The organism is Pantoea jilinensis (genome assembly GCF_019104105.1).
GTDB classification, from domain to species: domain Bacteria; phylum Pseudomonadota; class Gammaproteobacteria; order Enterobacterales; family Enterobacteriaceae; genus Pantoea; species Pantoea eucalypti.
In genome coordinates, this window is sequence record NZ_CP077746.1 from 918,860 (window position 1) to 938,039 (window position 19,180).

13 protein-coding genes, 2 tRNA genes, 3 rRNA genes and 1 other annotated feature are annotated in these 19,180 nt (G+C 53.1%); of the genes, 13 read left to right on the forward strand and 5 right to left on the reverse strand.

Annotation, left to right across the window (positions count from 1 at the left end; translation table 11 throughout):
* Positions 1-31: 31 nt before the first annotated feature.
* Complete coding sequence (gene trmD / locus KTJ90_RS04370) at positions 32-796, forward strand: tRNA (guanosine(37)-N1)-methyltransferase TrmD (protein ID WP_003849037.1); 765 nt, start codon at positions 32-34, stop codon at positions 794-796.
* A gap of 44 nt (positions 797-840) precedes the next feature.
* Complete coding sequence (gene rplS / locus KTJ90_RS04375) at positions 841-1,188, forward strand: 50S ribosomal protein L19 (protein WP_003849035.1); 348 nt, start codon at positions 841-843, stop codon at positions 1,186-1,188.
* A gap of 96 nt (positions 1,189-1,284) precedes the next feature.
* Here rplS and KTJ90_RS04380 read toward each other — a convergent pair whose 3' ends face one another.
* A complete protein-coding gene (locus tag KTJ90_RS04380; protein WP_008927086.1) occupies positions 1,285-1,821 on the reverse strand; it encodes a GNAT family N-acetyltransferase in 537 nt (178 codons plus the stop codon).
* Between the two features lie 289 nt (positions 1,822-2,110).
* On the opposite strand from KTJ90_RS04380, the gene KTJ90_RS04385 reads away from it, so the two are divergent.
* Both KTJ90_RS04385 and tyrA read left to right on the forward strand, forming a co-directional pair.
* The gene (locus KTJ90_RS04385) at positions 2,111-3,190 is read left to right on the forward strand and encodes a 3-deoxy-7-phosphoheptulonate synthase (RefSeq protein WP_003849031.1); all 1,080 of its coding nucleotides are present in this window, start codon (positions 2,111-2,113) and stop codon (positions 3,188-3,190) included.
* A 5-nt stretch (positions 3,191-3,195) separates the two neighbouring features.
* The gene (gene tyrA / locus KTJ90_RS04390) at positions 3,196-4,317 is read left to right on the forward strand and encodes a bifunctional chorismate mutase/prephenate dehydrogenase (protein ID WP_499025960.1); all 1,122 of its coding nucleotides are present in this window, start codon (positions 3,196-3,198) and stop codon (positions 4,315-4,317) included.
* A gap of 32 nt (positions 4,318-4,349) precedes the next feature.
* On the opposite strand, the gene pheA is transcribed toward tyrA, so the two are convergent.
* The 4 genes from pheA to bamD form a co-directional block, all read right to left on the reverse strand.
* Positions 4,350-5,525, reverse strand: coding sequence for a bifunctional chorismate mutase/prephenate dehydratase (gene pheA, locus KTJ90_RS04395; RefSeq protein ID WP_008927084.1), 1,176 nt, complete (start codon positions 5,523-5,525; stop codon positions 4,350-4,352).
* A gap of 22 nt (positions 5,526-5,547) precedes the next feature.
* Positions 5,548-5,672, reverse strand: a sequence feature (Phe leader region).
* A complete protein-coding gene (gene pheL / locus KTJ90_RS04400; RefSeq protein WP_197066373.1) occupies positions 5,624-5,671 on the reverse strand; it encodes a pheA operon leader peptide PheL in 48 nt (15 codons plus the stop codon). (Overlaps the previous feature by 48 nt.)
* 88 nt (positions 5,673-5,760) lie before the next feature.
* A complete protein-coding gene (gene raiA / locus KTJ90_RS04405; RefSeq protein WP_003849030.1) occupies positions 5,761-6,096 on the reverse strand; it encodes a ribosome-associated translation inhibitor RaiA in 336 nt (111 codons plus the stop codon).
* 280 nt (positions 6,097-6,376) lie between these two features.
* Positions 6,377-7,108 carry an outer membrane protein assembly factor BamD gene (bamD, locus tag KTJ90_RS04410; RefSeq protein WP_003849029.1) on the reverse strand — a complete coding sequence of 244 codons (732 nt, stop codon included), beginning with the start codon at positions 7,106-7,108 and terminating at the stop codon, positions 6,377-6,379.
* Between the two features lie 129 nt (positions 7,109-7,237).
* Between bamD and rluD the strand changes: the two genes are divergently transcribed.
* From rluD to KTJ90_RS04455, 9 genes are all read left to right on the forward strand, one after another.
* On the forward strand, positions 7,238-8,215 hold the full coding sequence (gene rluD / locus KTJ90_RS04415) for a 23S rRNA pseudouridine(1911/1915/1917) synthase RluD (protein WP_003849028.1): 978 nt from the start codon (positions 7,238-7,240) through the stop codon (positions 8,213-8,215).
* Positions 8,215-8,943: a purine nucleoside phosphorylase YfiH gene (yfiH, locus tag KTJ90_RS04420; RefSeq protein WP_039660792.1), complete on the forward strand. Its 729-nt coding sequence runs from the start codon at positions 8,215-8,217 to the stop codon at positions 8,941-8,943. The genes rluD and yfiH overlap by 1 nt, the downstream gene beginning before the upstream one ends.
* Before the next feature lie 113 nt (positions 8,944-9,056).
* Positions 9,057-11,642, forward strand: coding sequence for an ATP-dependent Clp protease ATP-binding subunit (gene clpB, locus KTJ90_RS04425; RefSeq protein WP_499025962.1), 2,586 nt, complete (start codon positions 9,057-9,059; stop codon positions 11,640-11,642).
* A gap of 473 nt (positions 11,643-12,115) precedes the next feature.
* Positions 12,116-13,656, forward strand: a 16S ribosomal RNA gene (locus KTJ90_RS04430).
* 73 nt (positions 13,657-13,729) lie between these two features.
* Positions 13,730-13,806: transfer RNA gene (locus KTJ90_RS04435), tRNA-Ile, on the forward strand.
* A 142-nt stretch (positions 13,807-13,948) separates the two neighbouring features.
* Positions 13,949-14,024, forward strand: a tRNA-Ala gene (locus KTJ90_RS04440).
* Between the two features lie 208 nt (positions 14,025-14,232).
* Positions 14,233-17,140, forward strand: a 23S ribosomal RNA gene (locus tag KTJ90_RS04445).
* A gap of 93 nt (positions 17,141-17,233) precedes the next feature.
* Positions 17,234-17,349: ribosomal RNA gene (gene rrf / locus KTJ90_RS04450) — 5S ribosomal RNA — on the forward strand.
* Together the 16S, 23S and 5S rRNA genes with 2 tRNA genes alongside form the textbook arrangement of a ribosomal RNA operon.
* A 276-nt stretch (positions 17,350-17,625) precedes the next feature.
* A complete protein-coding gene (locus tag KTJ90_RS04455; RefSeq protein WP_003850398.1) occupies positions 17,626-18,915 on the forward strand; it encodes an MFS family transporter in 1,290 nt (429 codons plus the stop codon).
* Positions 18,916-19,180: the final 265 nt, after the last annotated feature.

The following is a 19,180-nucleotide window of genomic DNA, read 5'->3' on the forward strand; positions in this document are numbered from 1 at the left end:
CGAATCGAACGGTAACGTAACGGCGAATACAATGTGGATTGGTGTTATTAGCCTGTTTCCAGAAATGTTTCGCGCTATTACCGATTACGGGGTAACTGGCCGGGCTGTAAAAAACGGTCTGCTCAGCATTCAGAGCTGGAGTCCTCGTGATTTCACTCACGACCGGCACCGTACCGTGGATGATCGTCCTTACGGCGGCGGACCGGGAATGCTGATGATGGTACAACCCTTACGGGATGCCATCTCCGCAGCGAAAGCAGCGGCAGGTGAAGGGGCCAGGGTGATATATCTTTCACCTCAGGGTCGCAAACTGGACCAACAGGGCGTTTGCGAACTGGCGGCACGGGACAAGTTAATTCTGGTCTGTGGCCGTTATGAAGGGATTGATGAGCGCGTAATCCAGACCGAAATTGATGAAGAATGGTCAATCGGTGATTACGTTCTCAGTGGCGGGGAACTGCCAGCGATGACGATGATTGACGCAGTCGCCCGGTTTATTCCCGGCGTACTCGGCAAGCAGGCGTCAGCCGATGAGGATTCGTTCTCTGAAGGTTTGCTGGATTGTCCGCACTATACCCGACCTGAAGTGTTAGACGGCGTGGAAGTCCCGGCAGTATTACTGTCAGGTAACCATGCTGATATTCGCCGCTGGCGTCTGAAGCAGTCGCTAGGCCGTACCTGGCTGAGAAGACCTGAACTTCTGGAAAACCTGGCTCTGACTGAAGAGCAAGCAAGGTTGTTGAATGAGTTCCAGCGGGAATCTCAGCAGCAACAAAACGATGATGTGGAAGAGTAAGCTCTTCCCCGACTATCAGTTTACCCAGGATATGAGATTTAATTATGAGCAACATTATCAAGCAAATTGAACAAGAGCAGATGAAACAGGACGTACCTTCCTTCCGCCCGGGTGATTCCGTGGAAGTGAAAGTATGGGTCGTTGAAGGTTCTAAAAAACGTCTGCAGGCATTCGAGGGCGTGGTTATCGCTATTCGTAACCGCGGTCTGCACTCTGCATTCACTGTTCGCAAAATTTCTAACGGCGAAGGCGTTGAGCGTGTATTCCAGACTCATTCACCTGTAATTGACAGCATCGCTGTTAAACGTCGTGGCGCTGTGCGTAAAGCCAAACTGTACTACCTGCGTGAGCGTACTGGTAAGTCTGCTCGTATTAAAGAGCGTCTTAACTAAGGTATCGCTAACGCGACATCTAAAAGTTAATAGCAAACAAGGGGTTGGCATCTGCCAGCCCCTTTTTTATGTCAGTGCCATCCTTGCAGCCTGCAGTCAACCGGCGTCCGGCCGGTGAAAATGATAAATCGCCGTATTAACCGGTCCCGCCTCTAATACGATCAAGCCATAGCGACAGCCAATAAACTGCCCGCCGCACTTTTCAGCGACTCTCCGACTGGCCAGATTGTCCTCCGCCGCCAGAATTTCAATCAACCGGGTCTCCGGTCGTGAAAACCCCAGAGGGAGTAGCTTTGCCACCGCGCGGCTGGCAATTCCCTGACGCTGAACGTCACTGCGAACCCAGTAACCTATTGCGCTGGTGTCACCCGGATGGCGGGCAAAGCGTATTCCTGCGCCCCCCAGCAGCTGGTCATGCTGATCAACAATCGCAAACTCTTCCGCTTCCTCCTTCATCCGTTGCCAGTGGGTAAAGCGGATCCAGCTTTCGGCATCATGAGGCTGGTAATCGTGATGCGCCCAGACCATCCACGGGATCAGGCTGTCCAGAGAAGCATTGACCGCAGCGGTAAACGCGGAGACGTCGCTTAGCAGAAACGGTCGAAGGGAGATGTTCAGTGGGGAGGCGTGCATTATGGACTCAGCCTGAAAATAAATAATATTCTCATTTTGCCTGCAACAGACAGAAACGCAATAAGAGCATGTGTAAACTTTATTTTACATCAAGGCGACTGTCATTAATTCATTTATTAAATTTAAATAAATGATATATATGATTTTATTTGTCATTAGGTTGGTTTATTCAGACCTGTGGTAATAAATGTGTACATGTAATCTTGCGCTATGTATTGTCTGTGATACAGTATTTGCAATCCTCAATGAGGAGCCCTTATCCGCTATATCGAGCCAAAGGATCGCCATCATGCAAAAAGACGCGCTGAACAATGTGCATATCGCCGGTGAACAGGTATTGATCACGCCTGAAGAACTGAAAGCGAAGTTTCCACTGACAACTGAACAGCAGGATCAGGTCGCGGCGTCCCGCCAGACTATCTCTGACATTATTGCCGGCCGCGATCCGCGTCTGCTGGTGGTGTGCGGACCCTGCTCGATTCACGATACCGAAGTGGCACTGGACTATGCTCGTCGTCTGCAAACGCTTTCTGAACAGCTGAAAGATCAGCTCTATATTGTGATGCGCGTCTATTTTGAAAAACCCCGAACTACTGTTGGCTGGAAAGGGCTGATCAATGATCCTTACATGGATAACTCGTTTGATATGGAAGCGGGTCTGCATATTGCGCGCCAGCTGCTGGTGAACCTGGTTGAAATGGGCTTGCCGCTGGCCACAGAAGCGCTGGATCCGAATAGCCCGCAATACCTGGGCGACCTGTTCAGCTGGTCGGCGATTGGCGCACGGACGACAGAATCTCAGACGCACCGTGAGATGGCCTCGGGCCTGTCGATGCCAGTTGGCTTTAAAAATGGCACCGATGGCAGTCTGGGCACAGCAATCAACGCGATGCGTGCTGCTGCAATGCCGCACCGTTTTGTCGGGATTAATCAGGCCGGTCAGGTCTGCCTGCTGCAGACTCAGGGCAATCCGGATGGTCACGTAATTCTTCGTGGTGGCAAAGCGCCGAACTACGGTCCCGAAGATGTCGCGCAGTGTGAAAAAGAGATGCTGAAGGCGGGACTGCGTCCAGCCTTAATGATAGATTGCAGCCATGGCAATTCGAATAAAGACTACAGCCGTCAGCCTGGCGTAGCGGAATCCGCTATTGCGCAGATCAAAGACGGAAACCGTTCAATCATTGGTTTGATGCTGGAAAGCCATATCAATGAAGGTAACCAGTCTTCTGAGCAGCCACGCAGCGAAATGAAGTATGGCGTTTCCGTAACCGATGCGTGCATCAACTGGGAAGTGACCGAAACGTTGCTGCGTGAGATGCATCAGGATCTGCAGGGAGTGCTGTCGGCGCGTCTGTCACAAGAGGTGTAAGAGCAATGGTGGCTGAACTGACCGCGTTACGCGATCAAATTGACAGTGTTGATAAGGCGCTGCTGGATCTGCTGGTTAAACGGCTGGAGCTGGTGGCTGAGGTGGGGGAGGTGAAGAGCCGTTACGGTCTGCCTATCTATGTCCCTGAGCGTGAAGCGTCAATGCTGGCTTCGCGTCGCAAAGAGGCAGAGGCGCTCGGCGTCCCCCCGGATCTGATTGAAGATGTGCTGCGTCGTGTGATGCGCGAGTCCTATACCAGCGAAAATGACAAAGGCTTTAAAACCCTCTGTCCTGAACTGCGCCCGGTGGTGATTGTCGGCGGCAAAGGCCAGATGGGCCGGTTGTTTGAAAAAATGCTCGGCCTGTCAGGCTACACAGTTAAAACGCTGGATAAAGAAGACTGGCCTCAGGCTGAAACGCTGCTCAGCGATGCCGGTATGGTCATCATCAGTGTGCCGATTCACCTGACCGAGCAGGTTATTGCACAGCTGCCGCCACTGCCGGAAGATTGTATTCTGGTGGACCTGGCTTCTGTGAAAAACCGGCCTCTGCAGGCGATGCTGGCCACTCATAATGGTCCGGTGCTGGGTCTGCACCCGATGTTTGGCCCGGACAGCGGCAGCCTGGCAAAACAGGTGGTGGTCTGGTGTGATGGCCGACAGCCGGAAGCGTATCAGTGGTTCCTGGAGCAGATTCAGGTCTGGGGTGCGCGTCTGCATCGTATCAGCGCTGTAGAGCATGACCAGAACATGGCGTTTATTCAGGCACTGCGTCACTTTGCCACCTTTGCCTACGGTCTGCATTTAGCTGAAGAAAACGTGAATCTTGATCAGCTGCTGGCACTCTCATCGCCTATTTATCGACTGGAGCTGGCAATGGTAGGGCGGTTGTTTGCTCAGGATCCGCAGCTTTACGCGGATATCATCATGTCGTCAGAGAGTAATCTGGCGCTGATCAAACGTTATTACCAGCGCTTTGGTGAAGCGATTGCGCTGCTGGAGCAGGGCGATAAACAGGCATTCATTGCCAGCTTTAACCGGGTCGAGCAGTGGTTTGGCGATCACGCGAAACGCTTCCTGGTGGAAAGCCGGAGTCTGTTACGCTCGGCCAATGACAGTCGGCCATAAACGAAAAAGGCATCCCTGCGGATGCCTTTTTGCTATTCAACGGTTTCATCGCCGGGTTCAGCGGGTATCACATTCTCGCTGGGATAGCAGCCCAGCACCTTCAGAGAGCGGGTCATGGTCTGTAACTCCTGCAGAGCCTGCTGCATCCGCTCTGATTGCAGGTTACCCTGCACATCAATGTAAAACATCTCTTCCCACGGATTGCCATTAATCGGGCGTGACTCCAGCTTGCTCATAATCAGGTTGTGCTGACGCAGCACCAATAGTGCATCAACCAGCGCACCCGCCTGCTGGCCGGTTGCCATAATCAGTGTCGTTTTCGCTGGCACCTGATCTGAAACCTCGATGGCTTTTCGGGCGAGCACGATAAAGCGGGTATGGTTCTGCTGCTGGTTTGCCAGATTACGTTCCAGCACCTGCAACTGATAGAGCTCACCACCGGCTTCACTGCCTAATGCTGCCACCTTAGGTGAGTTGAGCGCAGCCACTCTCTCCATCGCTGCCGCAGTACTCTCGGTATATTCAATTTTCCAGTGCGGGAAACGGTTAATAAACTGGCTGCACTGCTGGAAGGGCTGAGGATGGCTGTACACCGTCTCAATCTGCTGCAGATCGGTGGGGCCATTCACCAGCACGCAGTGGTCGATAGGTAAGGTCAGTTCGCCCACGATAGAGAGGCTGGTCTGTTGCAGCAGATCGTAGACATCATTGATCGAGCCCGAACTGGTGTTCTCAATCGGCATCACGGCGTAATCAGCCAGGCCATTTTCGACCTGCTTGATGATGTCGTGAAATTTCAGGCAGCCACACTCCACCATGCTGTCGAAATGACGTGACGCGTAGTTGCGTGCGGCAAGGTGCGAGTAAGAGCCTTTCGGGCCGAGGAATGCGATACGGGCGGCATGCGCATGAGGATGGTTGAGATTTTTCTGCAGCAGTGCTTGCTGAGTCAGCACTGAATCTTCAATAACCAGCTGGAACAGCCGGGTGATGTAGTGCGCATCCAGTTTATGCGCTTTACCCAGTACAATCAGATTCTCCAGCAGCGCACGTTCGCGTTCCACATCCCGAATCGGGCGATGCGTGGCAAGTTTTGCATGTGCGACTTCCACTGCCAGCAGACGACGCTCGGCCAGCAGCGTCAGAAGTTTTTTATCCACTGCGCTGATCTTATCGCGTAACGCCAGCAAGGGATTGTCGGGATTCATAGGGCTCACCTGTATGCTATCCAATAAAAAAGCCTCCCGGTTGGGAGGCTTCGTTGTTCGTCTTCGCTTTCATTTTCACACGACGAATAGCCTCCCGTTCAGGGGAAGGTAAAAAAGAAAGCGAAGAAAAACAGAGTGGGTTTCATCGTAATGTCCGAAATGTGAGTGACCTGAGAGTAACCGTACTGCTTAAAAGCTGTCAATAAAAAACGCGCCCGGAGGCGCGTTAAGGAAATCAGGACTCTTCGTCGGCGGGGATAATGTCTTTTACGCTGGCACTGGCGCGGCGGGCTTCAGACTTATGCTGAACTTTATTCAGCTGACGTTCGAGTTTCGCAATCAAATCGTTGATGGCGGTATACATATCGTCGTGCTTGGCGCTGGCCACCAGAGTCCCGTTCGGTGTGTTAATAGTGGCATCAGCCACGAATTCTTTGGGCTCTTTGGACAGGACAATATGCGGATTAATCAGGTCGGTTTGCCATTTTTCGAGCTTGGCGAGACGGTCTTCAACATGGCTTCGGATTGCCGGGGTGATGTCCATTTGTTTACTGGTAATGTTCAGAATCATTATTCTTACCTCTCTGTCATTTCCGTCTTGGTCTTCTCAGCATAGCGCGAAAAAACGTTAAATGTGAGATTTTGATCACGAAAAAATGTCACTTTTTGTCAGTTACAACATTCTGTGAGAAAGGCAGAGAAACTCGCTGAAATGGCTTGAAGCGAAACGATTAACACGGCATGCTGGATGAGTTAGCTCGCTGGAATCAGATCCAAATCTGACTGTTCTTCGGGCAAAAAAAAGCAGCCATCGCAGGCTGCTTTTTTTGTGGCTGAAATCGGTCGGGCAATCAGCTTTTGTTGACTGCAATGATTTTCGCCACTTTGTCAGCTTCAGCGTTCAGCTGCAGATTACGGTAAGCATTTTCCATCAGCGGCAGGGCATCGTGTGTCGCCTGCGTATCCGGATAATCGCGCATCATACCTTCTACACGGTTAACAACCGCGACATAAGCCTCACGCTTAGTATAGAATTGCGCCACTGACAGCTCATATTTAGCCAGACGGTCTTTCAGATAGACCAGGCGTTTCTGAGCATCAGCCGCATACTGGCTGTTCGGGTAATTACGCAGCAGCTGGGAGAAGTCGCGGAAAGCATCACGAGCGTGCGTCGGATCGCGGTCAGAACGATCAATACCAAAGAAGCCCTGCAGCGCGGAGTCATCCAGCGCCATGTCCGTCAGACCTTTCATATAGATGACATAGTCAATGTTCGGATGCGTGGGGTTCAGACGCATAAAGCGAGCAATGGCAGCCTGCGCCAGGGGCAGATCGGCATTTTTATAGTACGCGTAGATTAAATCCAGCTGCACCTGCTGCGAATAAGGACCGAACGGATAACGATTATCCAGCGCTTCCAGTTGCTTAATCGCGGCTTTAAAGTTACCGTCCTGCAGCTTTTGCTGCGCTGTAGCATAGATTTCAGAAGGCGGGTTGTCCGGTACCGCGTCATTTGAGCCGGAACAACCAACAAGTGCCAGGCTCAGTGTGGCAGCAGCCACCAGATGTTTCATACGCGTCATGACGAAGTGATTATCCTCAAATGTTATGGCGGAAGCTGTCCGTATAGCTCCCGGTAATGACCAGGTACGATAGCACATTATATTAAACGGCATCGCCGTGAAAACCCAACGTTAACGAAGAAGCTGTATATGGCACAACAAGTTCAACTCACCGCAACGGTATCCGAGTCACAACTCGGACAACGTTTAGATCAGACTTTGGCGGAATTGTTCCCTGATTATTCACGTTCCCGCATAAAAGAGTGGATCCTTGATCGTCGCGTTACTGTAAACGGCGTTATGGTCGATACCCCCAAAGAAAAAGTGCTGGGCGGCGAGCTGGTCGCGATTGACGCTGAGATCGAAGAGGCACAGCGCTGGGAACCTCAGGATCTGCCACTCGACATCGTTTATGAAGATGAAGACATTATTGTCATCAACAAACCACGTGACTTTGTGGTTCACCCTGGCGCCGGTAATCCGGATGGCACGGTGTTAAACGCCTTACTTCATCACTACCCTGCGATTATGGATGTGCCACGCGCCGGCATCGTACACCGCCTGGATAAAGACACCACCGGTTTAATGGTGGTCGCGAAAACCGTTCCGGCTCAGACGCATCTGGTGGACTCGCTGCAGCGTCGCGAAATCACCCGTGAATATGAAGCGGTCGCGATTGGCAATATGACGGCGGGCGGCACGGTTGAGCAGCCTATCAGCCGTCACTCCACCAAACGTACCCATATGGCGGTTCATCCAATGGGCAAACCGGCGGTGACGCATTATCGCATCATGGAGCATTTCCGGGCTCATACCCGTCTGCGTCTGCGTCTGGAGACGGGTCGTACTCACCAGATCCGTGTGCATATGTCTCACATCAGCCATCCGCTGGTGGGCGATCCACTTTACGGTGGCCGCCCGCGTCCGCCAAAAGGGGCATCAGAGGCATTTATTACTACGCTGCGCGGTTTCGATCGTCAGGCACTGCACGCCACGATGTTGCGCCTCTATCATCCAATCAGTGGTATTGAGATGGAATTCCATGCTGCGCTTCCACAGGACATGGTTGATTTAATCGCGGCGTTAAAAGCAGACACTGAAGAATTTAAAGACCAGATGAATTGGTGATGAGTCTGATTACGCCGCAATGGCCCGCCTCGTCACGCGTTCGGGCCTGCTCGACGCAGCGACAGGGTGGCGTAAGCACGTCGCCCTGGGATGCGCTGAATCTCGGCGGGCACGTGGGAGATAATCCGGATGCGGTGGCGCGTAACCGTCAGTTGCTGGTGGATAAGGCGGATTTGCCCGCTATGCCGCAGTGGCTGGAGCAGGTTCATGGCACGGAGGTCGTGCGTCTGACTGCAGGCGGAAGTACGCCATTACGTGCTGATGCCTGCATTACCGATCAGCCCGGCGTCGTCTGCGCCATCATGACCGCTGACTGTCTGCCGGTGCTGTTCTGTTCGCAGGATGGGACGGAAGTGGCGGCAGCACATGCAGGCTGGCGCGGGCTCTGTGCCGGTGTACTGGAAAATACGCTGGCGCAGTTTCGTTCTCCGCCTGAGCAGATTCATGTCTGGCTGGGGCCGGCCATCGGACCGGATGCGTTTGAGGTTGGCGCAGAAGTGCGTGAGGCTTTTATGGCGCAGGATCCCCGCGCTGTGCAGGCTTTCCGTCCATCAGGCGACCGGTTTTACGCGGACATCTGGCTGCTGGCGCGTATGCGGCTGCAGGCAGCGGGCGTCAATTCAATCAGCGCCGATAGCCGCTGTACCTTTACGCAACGCGACGATTTCTTCTCCTTTCGTCGTGATGGGATCACCGGGCGTATGGCAACTTTGATCTGGCTGTTATAACCTTACGCCATAAGACGGTCCAGTTAGCGTATTTTTTACTCAAATCTCAGGTCATTAACCTTGAAATTTTGAGGGATGACCTCATTTAATCTCCAGTAGCATTTTGACCTGTAATGGGAGGAATTATGCGTCTGGATCGTCTTACTAACAAATTTCAGCTGGCTCTCGCCGACGCGCAGTCCCTGGCTCTGGGACACGACAACCAATTCATTGAACCTCTGCACCTGATGAGCGCGTTGCTCAAACAGGAAGGCGGATCGGTTTCACCTTTACTGACTTCGGCGGGTGTCGACGTCACACCTTTTCGCGCTCAGCTCGAGCAGGCTATTGATCGCCTGCCACAAGTTGAAGGCAGCGAAGGGGATGTACAACCCTCATCTGACCTTGTCCGGGTATTAAACCTGTGCGACAAGCTGGCGCAGAAGCGCAATGACCACTTTATTTCATCCGAATTATTTGTTCTGGCTGCCCTGGAATCCCGTGGTTCACTGGCCGATCTGCTTAAAGCGGCAGGCGCAACGCGCGAAAAAATCACCAGTGCGATTGAACAGATGCGGGGAGGAGACAACGTGAACGATCAGGGGGCTGAAGATCAGCGCCAGGCATTAAAGAAATACACTATCGACCTGACCGAGCGTGCAGAAAAGGGCAAACTCGATCCGGTGATTGGGCGTGATGAAGAGATTCGCCGCACCATTCAGGTTCTGCAGCGCCGTACCAAAAATAACCCGGTGCTGATAGGTGAACCTGGCGTGGGTAAAACCGCGATTGTCGAAGGGCTGGCGCAGCGCATCATTAACGGTGAAGTGCCTGAGGGCCTGAAAGGTCGTCGGGTGCTGGCGCTGGATATGGGGGCACTGGTCGCCGGGGCGAAATATCGCGGTGAGTTCGAAGAACGTCTGAAAGGGGTGCTGAGCGATCTGTCGAAACAGGAAGGCAACGTCATTCTGTTTATCGACGAACTGCACACTATGGTCGGTGCGGGTAAAGCGGACGGTGCGATGGACGCGGGCAACATGCTTAAGCCTGCGCTGGCGCGTGGTGAACTGCACTGCGTGGGTGCCACCACACTGGATGAGTATCGTCAGTATATTGAGAAAGATGCCGCGCTGGAGCGTCGTTTCCAGAAAGTCTTCGTGGCTGAGCCAGGTGTGGAAGACACCATCGCGATTCTGCGTGGCCTGAAAGAGCGTTACGAACTGCATCATCATGTGCAGATCACTGACCCGGCCATTGTCGCGGCAGCAACGCTGTCTCATCGTTACATTGCTGACCGCCAGCTGCCGGATAAAGCCATTGACCTGATTGATGAGGCGGCATCCAGTATTCGTATGCAGATGGACTCCAAGCCGGAGTCACTCGATCGCCTGGAGCGCCGTATCATTCAGTTGAAGCTGGAGCAGCAGGCGCTGAAGAAAGAGGCGGACGATGCCAGCATCAAGCGTCTTGAAATGCTGGAAACCGAGCTGAATCAGAAAGAACGTGAATACGCTGAGCTGGAAGATGAATGGAAGACAGAGAAAGCCTCACTCTCCGGCACGCAGAACATCAAAGCTGAACTGGAGCAGGCGCGTCTGAATTTAGAGCAGGCCCGTCGCCAGGGCGATCTCGCTCAGATGTCAGAGCTGCAGTACGGTAAAATTCCGGCACTGGAAAAACAGTTAGCCGCAGCGACCCAGGCTGAAGGTAAAACCATGAAGTTACTGCGCAACCGCGTAACTGATGTGGAGATTGCCGATGTGCTGGCTCGCTGGACCGGTATTCCGGTGGCACGCATGATGGAAGGTGAGCGTGATAAGTTGCTGCGCATGGAGCAGGATCTGCATGGCCGGGTCATTGGACAGGATGAAGCGGTAGAAGCGGTATCGAATGCCATCCGCCGTAGTCGTGCAGGTCTCTCTGATCCTAACCGGCCTATCGGCTCTTTCCTGTTCCTGGGTCCAACCGGGGTAGGTAAAACCGAACTGTGTAAGTCGCTGGCTAATTTCCTGTTCGACAGTGACGATGCGATGGTGCGTATCGACATGTCCGAGTTTATGGAAAAACATTCGGTCTCACGGCTGGTGGGTGCACCTCCGGGCTACGTCGGCTATGAAGAGGGCGGTTATCTGACCGAAGCGGTGCGCCGTCGTCCTTATTCCGTCATCCTGCTGGATGAAGTTGAAAAGGCGCATCCTGATGTCTTCAACATTCTGCTGCAGGTGCTGGATGATGGGCGTCTGACGGATGGACAGGGTCGTACGGTCGATTTCCGTAACAGCGTGGTGATCATGACCTCTAACCTGGGGTCAGATTTAATCCAGGAGCGGTTCGGTAATCTCAGCTATCCGGAAATGAAAGATATTGTGATGGGTGTGGTCGGACAGCATTTCCGTCCTGAATTCGTCAACCGTATTGATGAGGTAGTGGTGTTCCATCCGCTGGCGGAGAAACACATTGCCTCCATTGCGCAGATTCAGCTGCAGCGGTTGTACAAACGTCTGGATGAACGTGGCTATCAGCTGCACATCTCCGATGATGCGATCAAACTGCTGGCGGAAAATGGGTATGACCCGGTCTATGGTGCGCGTCCGCTGAAACGTGCGATACAGCAGCAGATCGAGAACCCGCTGGCTCAGCAGATCCTTGCAGGTTCGCTGGTGCCGGGTAAAACCATCGAAATGGATGTCGTTAACGACGTCATAACGGCACATCAGTAATAGTGCGAATCGAAAAACGGGCCTCTGGCCCGTTTTTTTTACCCTTTAAAGGGGTTTTTGCTTACTTACTGTTCTTTTTGGATGCAAAGTGAACGGTCAGAAAAAAAGTCTTAATTTGCACTTGCGCTATCTCAGCCGTTCCCTATAATGCGCCTCCACTGACACGGCAAACCGGCAACGGAAAACGGGTCAGCAGGCACAGGAGACTGCGCCGCCGGAGAAAAACTTCTGAAATAGAGGTTGACTCTGCAGGAGGAAAGCGTAATATACGCCACCTCGCGACAGGACGCTAACGCACTGTTCGCACTGCTCTTTAACAATTTATCAGACAATCTGTGTGGGCACTCGCAGGATTGATATCAGCGTCTCCGGACGTAAAAAAATATCAAAGCCTCACGAGTGAACACATAATGAAATTCATTATGACGTTTTACAGATGAGCACCGCTTAACTTGTTTAAGCAAATCAAACTTAAATTGAAGAGTTTGATCATGGCTCAGATTGAACGCTGGCGGCAGGCCTAACACATGCAAGTCGGACGGTAGCACAGAGAGCTTGCTCTTGGGTGACGAGTGGCGGACGGGTGAGTAATGTCTGGGGATCTGCCTGATAGAGGGGGATAACCACTGGAAACGGTGGCTAATACCGCATAACGTCGCAAGACCAAAGAGGGGGACCTTCGGGCCTCTCACTATCGGATGAACCCAGATGGGATTAGCTAGTAGGCGGGGTAATGGCCCACCTAGGCGACGATCCCTAGCTGGTCTGAGAGGATGACCAGCCACACTGGAACTGAGACACGGTCCAGACTCCTACGGGAGGCAGCAGTGGGGAATATTGCACAATGGGCGCAAGCCTGATGCAGCCATGCCGCGTGTATGAAGAAGGCCTTCGGGTTGTAAAGTACTTTCAGCGGGGAGGAAGGCGATGTGGTTAATAACCGCATCGATTGACGTTACCCGCAGAAGAAGCACCGGCTAACTCCGTGCCAGCAGCCGCGGTAATACGGAGGGTGCAAGCGTTAATCGGAATTACTGGGCGTAAAGCGCACGCAGGCGGTCTGTTAAGTCAGATGTGAAATCCCCGGGCTTAACCTGGGAACTGCATTTGAAACTGGCAGGCTTGAGTCTTGTAGAGGGGGGTAGAATTCCAGGTGTAGCGGTGAAATGCGTAGAGATCTGGAGGAATACCGGTGGCGAAGGCGGCCCCCTGGACAAAGACTGACGCTCAGGTGCGAAAGCGTGGGGAGCAAACAGGATTAGATACCCTGGTAGTCCACGCCGTAAACGATGTCGACTTGGAGGTTGTTCCCTTGAGGAGTGGCTTCCGGAGCTAACGCGTTAAGTCGACCGCCTGGGGAGTACGGCCGCAAGGTTAAAACTCAAATGAATTGACGGGGGCCCGCACAAGCGGTGGAGCATGTGGTTTAATTCGATGCAACGCGAAGAACCTTACCTACTCTTGACATCCAGAGAACTTTCCAGAGATGGATTGGTGCCTTCGGGAACTCTGAGACAGGTGCTGCATGGCTGTCGTCAGCTCGTGTTGTGAAATGTTGGGTTAAGTCCCGCAACGAGCGCAACCCTTATCCTTTGTTGCCAGCGCGTGATGGCGGGAACTCAAAGGAGACTGCCGGTGATAAACCGGAGGAAGGTGGGGATGACGTCAAGTCATCATGGCCCTTACGAGTAGGGCTACACACGTGCTACAATGGCGCATACAAAGAGAAGCGACCTCGCGAGAGCAAGCGGACCTCACAAAGTGCGTCGTAGTCCGGATCGGAGTCTGCAACTCGACTCCGTGAAGTCGGAATCGCTAGTAATCGTGGATCAGAATGCCACGGTGAATACGTTCCCGGGCCTTGTACACACCGCCCGTCACACCATGGGAGTGGGTTGCAAAAGAAGTAGGTAGCTTAACCTTCGGGAGGGCGCTTACCACTTTGTGATTCATGACTGGGGTGAAGTCGTAACAAGGTAACCGTAGGGGAACCTGCGGTTGGATCACCTCCTTACCTGAAGATACCTTCCCGCGCAGTGTCCACACAGATTGTCTGATAAAAAGTAACGAGCAGAAAAAACCTCTACAGGCTTGTAGCTCAGGTGGTTAGAGCGCACCCCTGATAAGGGTGAGGTCGGTGGTTCAAGTCCACTCAGGCCTACCAAATTCGCACTCACGCTGCGTTATGTCTCCGGCTTGCATAGTTCACTATGCTTCGCGGAAACATGCCTTGCCTGAGCACGAATTGCATTTCTCACGAAGTGTACTCGGTTGAGTGGTAGTAGTGGTCTCTGCAGTAACTGTATGGGGCTATAGCTCAGCTGGGAGAGCGCCTGCCTTGCACGCAGGAGGTCAGCGGTTCGATCCCGCTTAGCTCCACCATACCGTTTTAACTGTTTTTTCTGAATACTTCAGAGCGTACCGGCAACGGTGTGCTGCGAAGTATTATGCTCTTTAACAATCCGGAACAAGCTGAAAATTGAAACGACGTGTCGTTTTCATTCTCCGTAATAAGAATGAAAAGCGCGACATGTTCGAGTCTCTCAAATGCTTGCAGCTCGCAGCGTTGTAAAACGCCTGTGGGTTGTGAGGTTAAGCGACTAAGCGTACACGGTGGATGCCCAGGCAGTCAGAGGCGATGAAGGACGTGCTAATCTGCGTAAAGCGACGGTAAGGTGATATGAACCGCTACAGCCGTCGATGTCCGAATGGGGAAACCCGGTGCACTCTGTGCATCATTGCAGCATGAATACATAGTGCTGCAAGGCGAACCGGGGGAACTGAAACATCTAAGTACCCCGAGGAAAAGAAATCAACCGAGATTCCCCCAGTAGCGGCGAGCGAACGGGGAGCAGCCCAGAGCCTGAATCAGCATGTGTGTTAGTGGAAGCGTCTGGAAAGTCGCAGGGTACAGGGTGATACTCCCGTACACAAAAGCGCATATGCTGTGAGCTCGATGAGTAAGGCGGGACACGTGGTATCCTGTCTGAATATGGGGGGACCATCCTCCAAGGCTAAATACTCCTGACTGACCGATAGTGAACCAGTACCGTGAGGGAAAGGCGAAAAGAACCCCGGCGAGGGGAGTGAAACAGAACCTGAAACCGTGTACGTACAAGCAGTGGGAGCCTTCTTTATGGGGGTGACTGCGTACCTTTTGTATAATGGGTCAGCGACTTATATTCTGTAGCAAGGTTAACCGTATAGGGGAGCCGCAGGGAAACCGAGTCTTAACTGGGCGTTAAGTTGCAGGGTATAGACCCGAAACCCGGTGATCTAGCCATGGGCAGGTTGAAGGTTGGGTAACACTAACTGGAGGACCGAACCGACTAATGTTGAAAAATTAGCGGATGACCTGTGGCTGGGGGTGAAAGGCCAATCAAACCGGGAGATAGCTGGTTCTCCCCGAAAGCTATTTAGGTAGCGCCTCGTGAACTCATCTCCGGGGGTAGAGCACTGTTTCGGCTAGGGGGCCATCCCGGCTTACCAACCCGATGCAAACTGCGAATACCGGAGAATGTTATCACGGGAGACACACGGCGGGTGCTAACGTCCGTCGTGAAGAGGGAAACAACCCAGACCGCCAGCTAAGGTCCCAAAGTCATGGTTAAGTGGGAAACGATGTGGGAAGGCACAGACAGCCAGGATGTTGGCTTAGAAGCAGCCATCATTTAAAGAAAGCGTAATAGCTCACTGGTCGAGTCGGCCTGCGCGGAAGATGTAACGGGGCTAAACCATGCACCGAAGCTGCGGCAGCGACACTATGTGTTGTTGGGTAGGGGAGCGTTCTGTAAGCCGTCGAAGGTGTGCTGTGAGGCATGCTGGAGGTATCAGAAGTGCGAATGCTGACATAAGTAACGATAAAGCGGGTGAAAAGCCCGCTCGCCGGAAGACCAAGGGTTCCTGTTCAACGTTAATCGGAGCAGGGTGAGTCGACCCCTAAGGCGAGGCCGAAAGGCGTAGTCGATGGGAAACAGGTTAATATTCCTGTACTCGGTGTTACTGCGAAGGGGGGACGGAGAAGGCTATATCAGCCGGGCGACGGTTGTCCCGGTTTAAGCGTGTAGGCGGAGGGTCCAGGTAAATCCGGTCCCTTATCAACGCTGAGGCGTGACGACGAGGCACTACGGTGCTGAAGTGATAAATGCCCAGCTTCCAGGAAAAGCCTCTAAGCATCAGGTAACACAGAATCGTACCCCAAACCGACACAGGTGGTCAGGTAGAGAATACCAAGGCGCTTGAGAGAACTCGGGTGAAGGAACTAGGCAAAATGGTGCCGTAACTTCGGGAGAAGGCACGCTGGCGCGTAGGTGGAGGGACTTGCTCCCCGAGCCGAAGCCAGTCGAAGATACCAGCTGGCTGCAACTGTTTATTAAAAACACAGCACTGTGCAAACACGAAAGTGGACGTATACGGTGTGACGCCTGCCCGGTGCCGGAAGGTTAATTGATGGGGTTATCCGTAAGGAGAAGCTCTTGATCGAAGCCCCGGTAAACGGCGGCCGTAACTATAACGGTCCTAAGGTAGCGAAATTCCTTGTCGGGTAAGTTCCGACCTGCACGAATGGCGTAATGATGGCCAGGCTGTCTCCACCCGAGACTCAGTGAAATTGAACTCGCTGTGAAGATGCAGTGTACCCGCGGCAAGACGGAAAGACCCCGTGAACCTTTACTACAGCTTGACACTGAACATTGAGCCTTGATGTGTAGGATAGGTGGGAGGCTTTGAAGCGCGGACGCCAGTTCGCGTGGAGCCAACCTTGAAATACCACCCTTTAATGTTTGATGTTCTAACGTAGGCCCGTGATCCGGGCTGCGGACAGTGTCTGGTGGGTAGTTTGACTGGGGCGGTCTCCTCCTAAAGAGTAACGGAGGAGCACGAAGGTCAGCTAATCACGGTCGGACATCGTGAGGTTAGTGCAATGGCATAAGCTGGCTTGACTGCGAGAGTGACGGCTCGAGCAGGTGCGAAAGCAGGTCATAGTGATCCGGTGGTTCTGAATGGAAGGGCCATCGCTCAACGGATAAAAGGTACTCCGGGGATAACAGGCTGATACCGCCCAAGAGTTCATATCGACGGCGGTGTTTGGCACCTCGATGTCGGCTCATCACATCCTGGGGCTGAAGTAGGTCCCAAGGGTACGGCTGTTCGCCGTTTAAAGTGGTACGCGAGCTGGGTTTAGAACGTCGTGAGACAGTTCGGTCCCTATCTGCCGTGGGCGCTGGAGAATTGAGGGGGGTTGCTCCTAGTACGAGAGGACCGGAGTGAACGCACCACTGGTGTTCGGGTTGTCATGCCAATGGCATTGCCCGGTAGCTAAGTGCGGAAAAGATAAGTGCTGAAAGCATCTAAGCACGAAACTTGCCCCGAGATGAGTTCTCCCTGACTCCTTGAGAGTCCTGAAGGGACGTTGAAGACTACGACGTTGATAGGCCGGGTGTGTAAGCGCAGCGATGCGTTGAGCTAACCGGTACTAATGACCCGTGAGGCTTAACCTTACAACGCCAGAGGCGTTTTTGAGAGACACGATTTTCAGCCTGTACCGGATATATCTGCGCGGCCTTAAGGGGCGGCGCGGAGAACAGAATCTGCCTGGCGGCTTTAGCGCGGTGGTCCCACCTGACCCCATGCCGAACTCAGAAGTGAAACGCCGTAGCGCCGATGGTAGTGTGGGGTCTCCCCATGCGAGAGTAGGGAACTGCCAGGCATTATATAAGTGAAGAAGCCCCGCACGAGAGTGCGGGGCTTTTTTACGTCTGAATTACGCTGTATTTAGCAAAATTGTTAATGATTTTCCCGCTTCCTGCAGCGCTATCACCGGCCGGCTTTCCCTCATAATTGCCAGCAACTCGCTGATTTTTCGATAATTAGCGACATGGCTCACAAATATAATCTCGGATTACCCCGCCTTTACCTTCGGTAGACTTAAATGCTTTACTCACTCCTTTAAACGCTGTTGATCAGCAAGGAACAGAGGTAAGGCATGACACCCACCAATAATAAAACTCAGCCGGATGATACAAAGAAGCGTATCTGGGCAATCGTCGGCGCGTCATCGGGCAACCTGGTTGAATGGTTCGACTTCTATGTCTATTCATTCTTCTCGCTCTACTTTGCGCACATCTTCTTCCCAAAGGGTGACACCACAACGCAGTTATTGCAGACAGCGGGCGTTTTTGCAGCAGGATTTTTAATGCGTCCGATTGGCGGCTGGTTATTTGGCTATATTGGCGACAAGCACGGCCGAAAAAATTCGATGCTGGTTTCGGTCTGCATGATGTGTTTTGGTTCGCTGGTGATCGCCTGCCTGCCCGGTTATGCAACGATTGGCGTAGCCGCTCCCGTCATTCTGCTGCTGGCGCGTATGTTTCAGGGATTATCGGTGGGTGGGGAGTATGGGACCAGCGCAACCTACATGAGTGAAGTCGCCCTGGAAGGACGCAAGGGATTCTATGCCTCTTTCCAGTACGTCACGCTGATTGGCGGTCAGTTAGCGGCGGTGCTGACCGTGGTGGTCCTGCAATTTGTGCTCACTGATGCAGAGCTGCGCAGCTGGGGCTGGCGCATTCCGTTCTTCCTCGGCGCACTGCTCGCCGTTGTCGCATTATGGCTACGACGCTCTCTGGAAGAAACGTCAGATAAAGCCAGCCGCGAACATCGTGATGCGGGTAGCGTCATCGGGTTACTGCGCAATCATACCCGTCCCTTCCTGATGGTGCTGGGTTTCACCGCCGGCGGCTCCCTGAGTTTTTACACCTTCACCACCTACATGCAAAAGTATCTGGTTAACACATCAGGCATGGATCCAAAAACGGCCAGCGGGCTGATGACCGGGGCACTGCTGGTCTTCATGCTGATTCAGCCAATAATCGGTGCGCTGTCAGATAAAATCGGTCGTCGCACTTCGATGATGATCTTTGGTGCGGGGGCGGCAATCTGTACAGTACCCATTCTGACCCTGCTGCAAAACGTGCAGAGCCCTGGCGTAGCTTTCCTGTTAATCATGCTGGCCTTGTTGATTACCAGCTTCTACACCGCCATCAGCGGCATTCTTAAAGCCGAAATGTTTCCGCCGCAGGTGCGTGCTCTGGGGGTCGGGCTATCATACGCAGTCGCGAATGCGCTGTTCGGTGGGTCGGCGGAGTATGTGGCGTTGCTGATGAAGCAGCAGGGGATTGAGACCACCTTCTTCTGGTATGTTTCAGCCATGGGTGCTGTAGCATTTCTGGTGTCGCTGTTGCTGCACAGACGCGGCAAAGGGATTACGCTTTAACAAGGCGACTGACTCAGATTTCACAGGGCAATGCCGCGGGTTGCATCCGCGGCATCCCACACGAACGCTTTCCAGCGCCAGCCGCTGCCATTCGGGCGGCTGTCATATCACTCTTTTCCCGCCCCAATACTTAATGAAAACAGGATGCCGATAGTCTGGTTTTGACGGCCAGAAAGAGGCTGGCACTGCCCATATTCATTGCCTGCAGCAGCCAGCGCGGCAGAAGCGAAAACATGTTCCGCTTTATCCCGTCATGCTCGCTGAT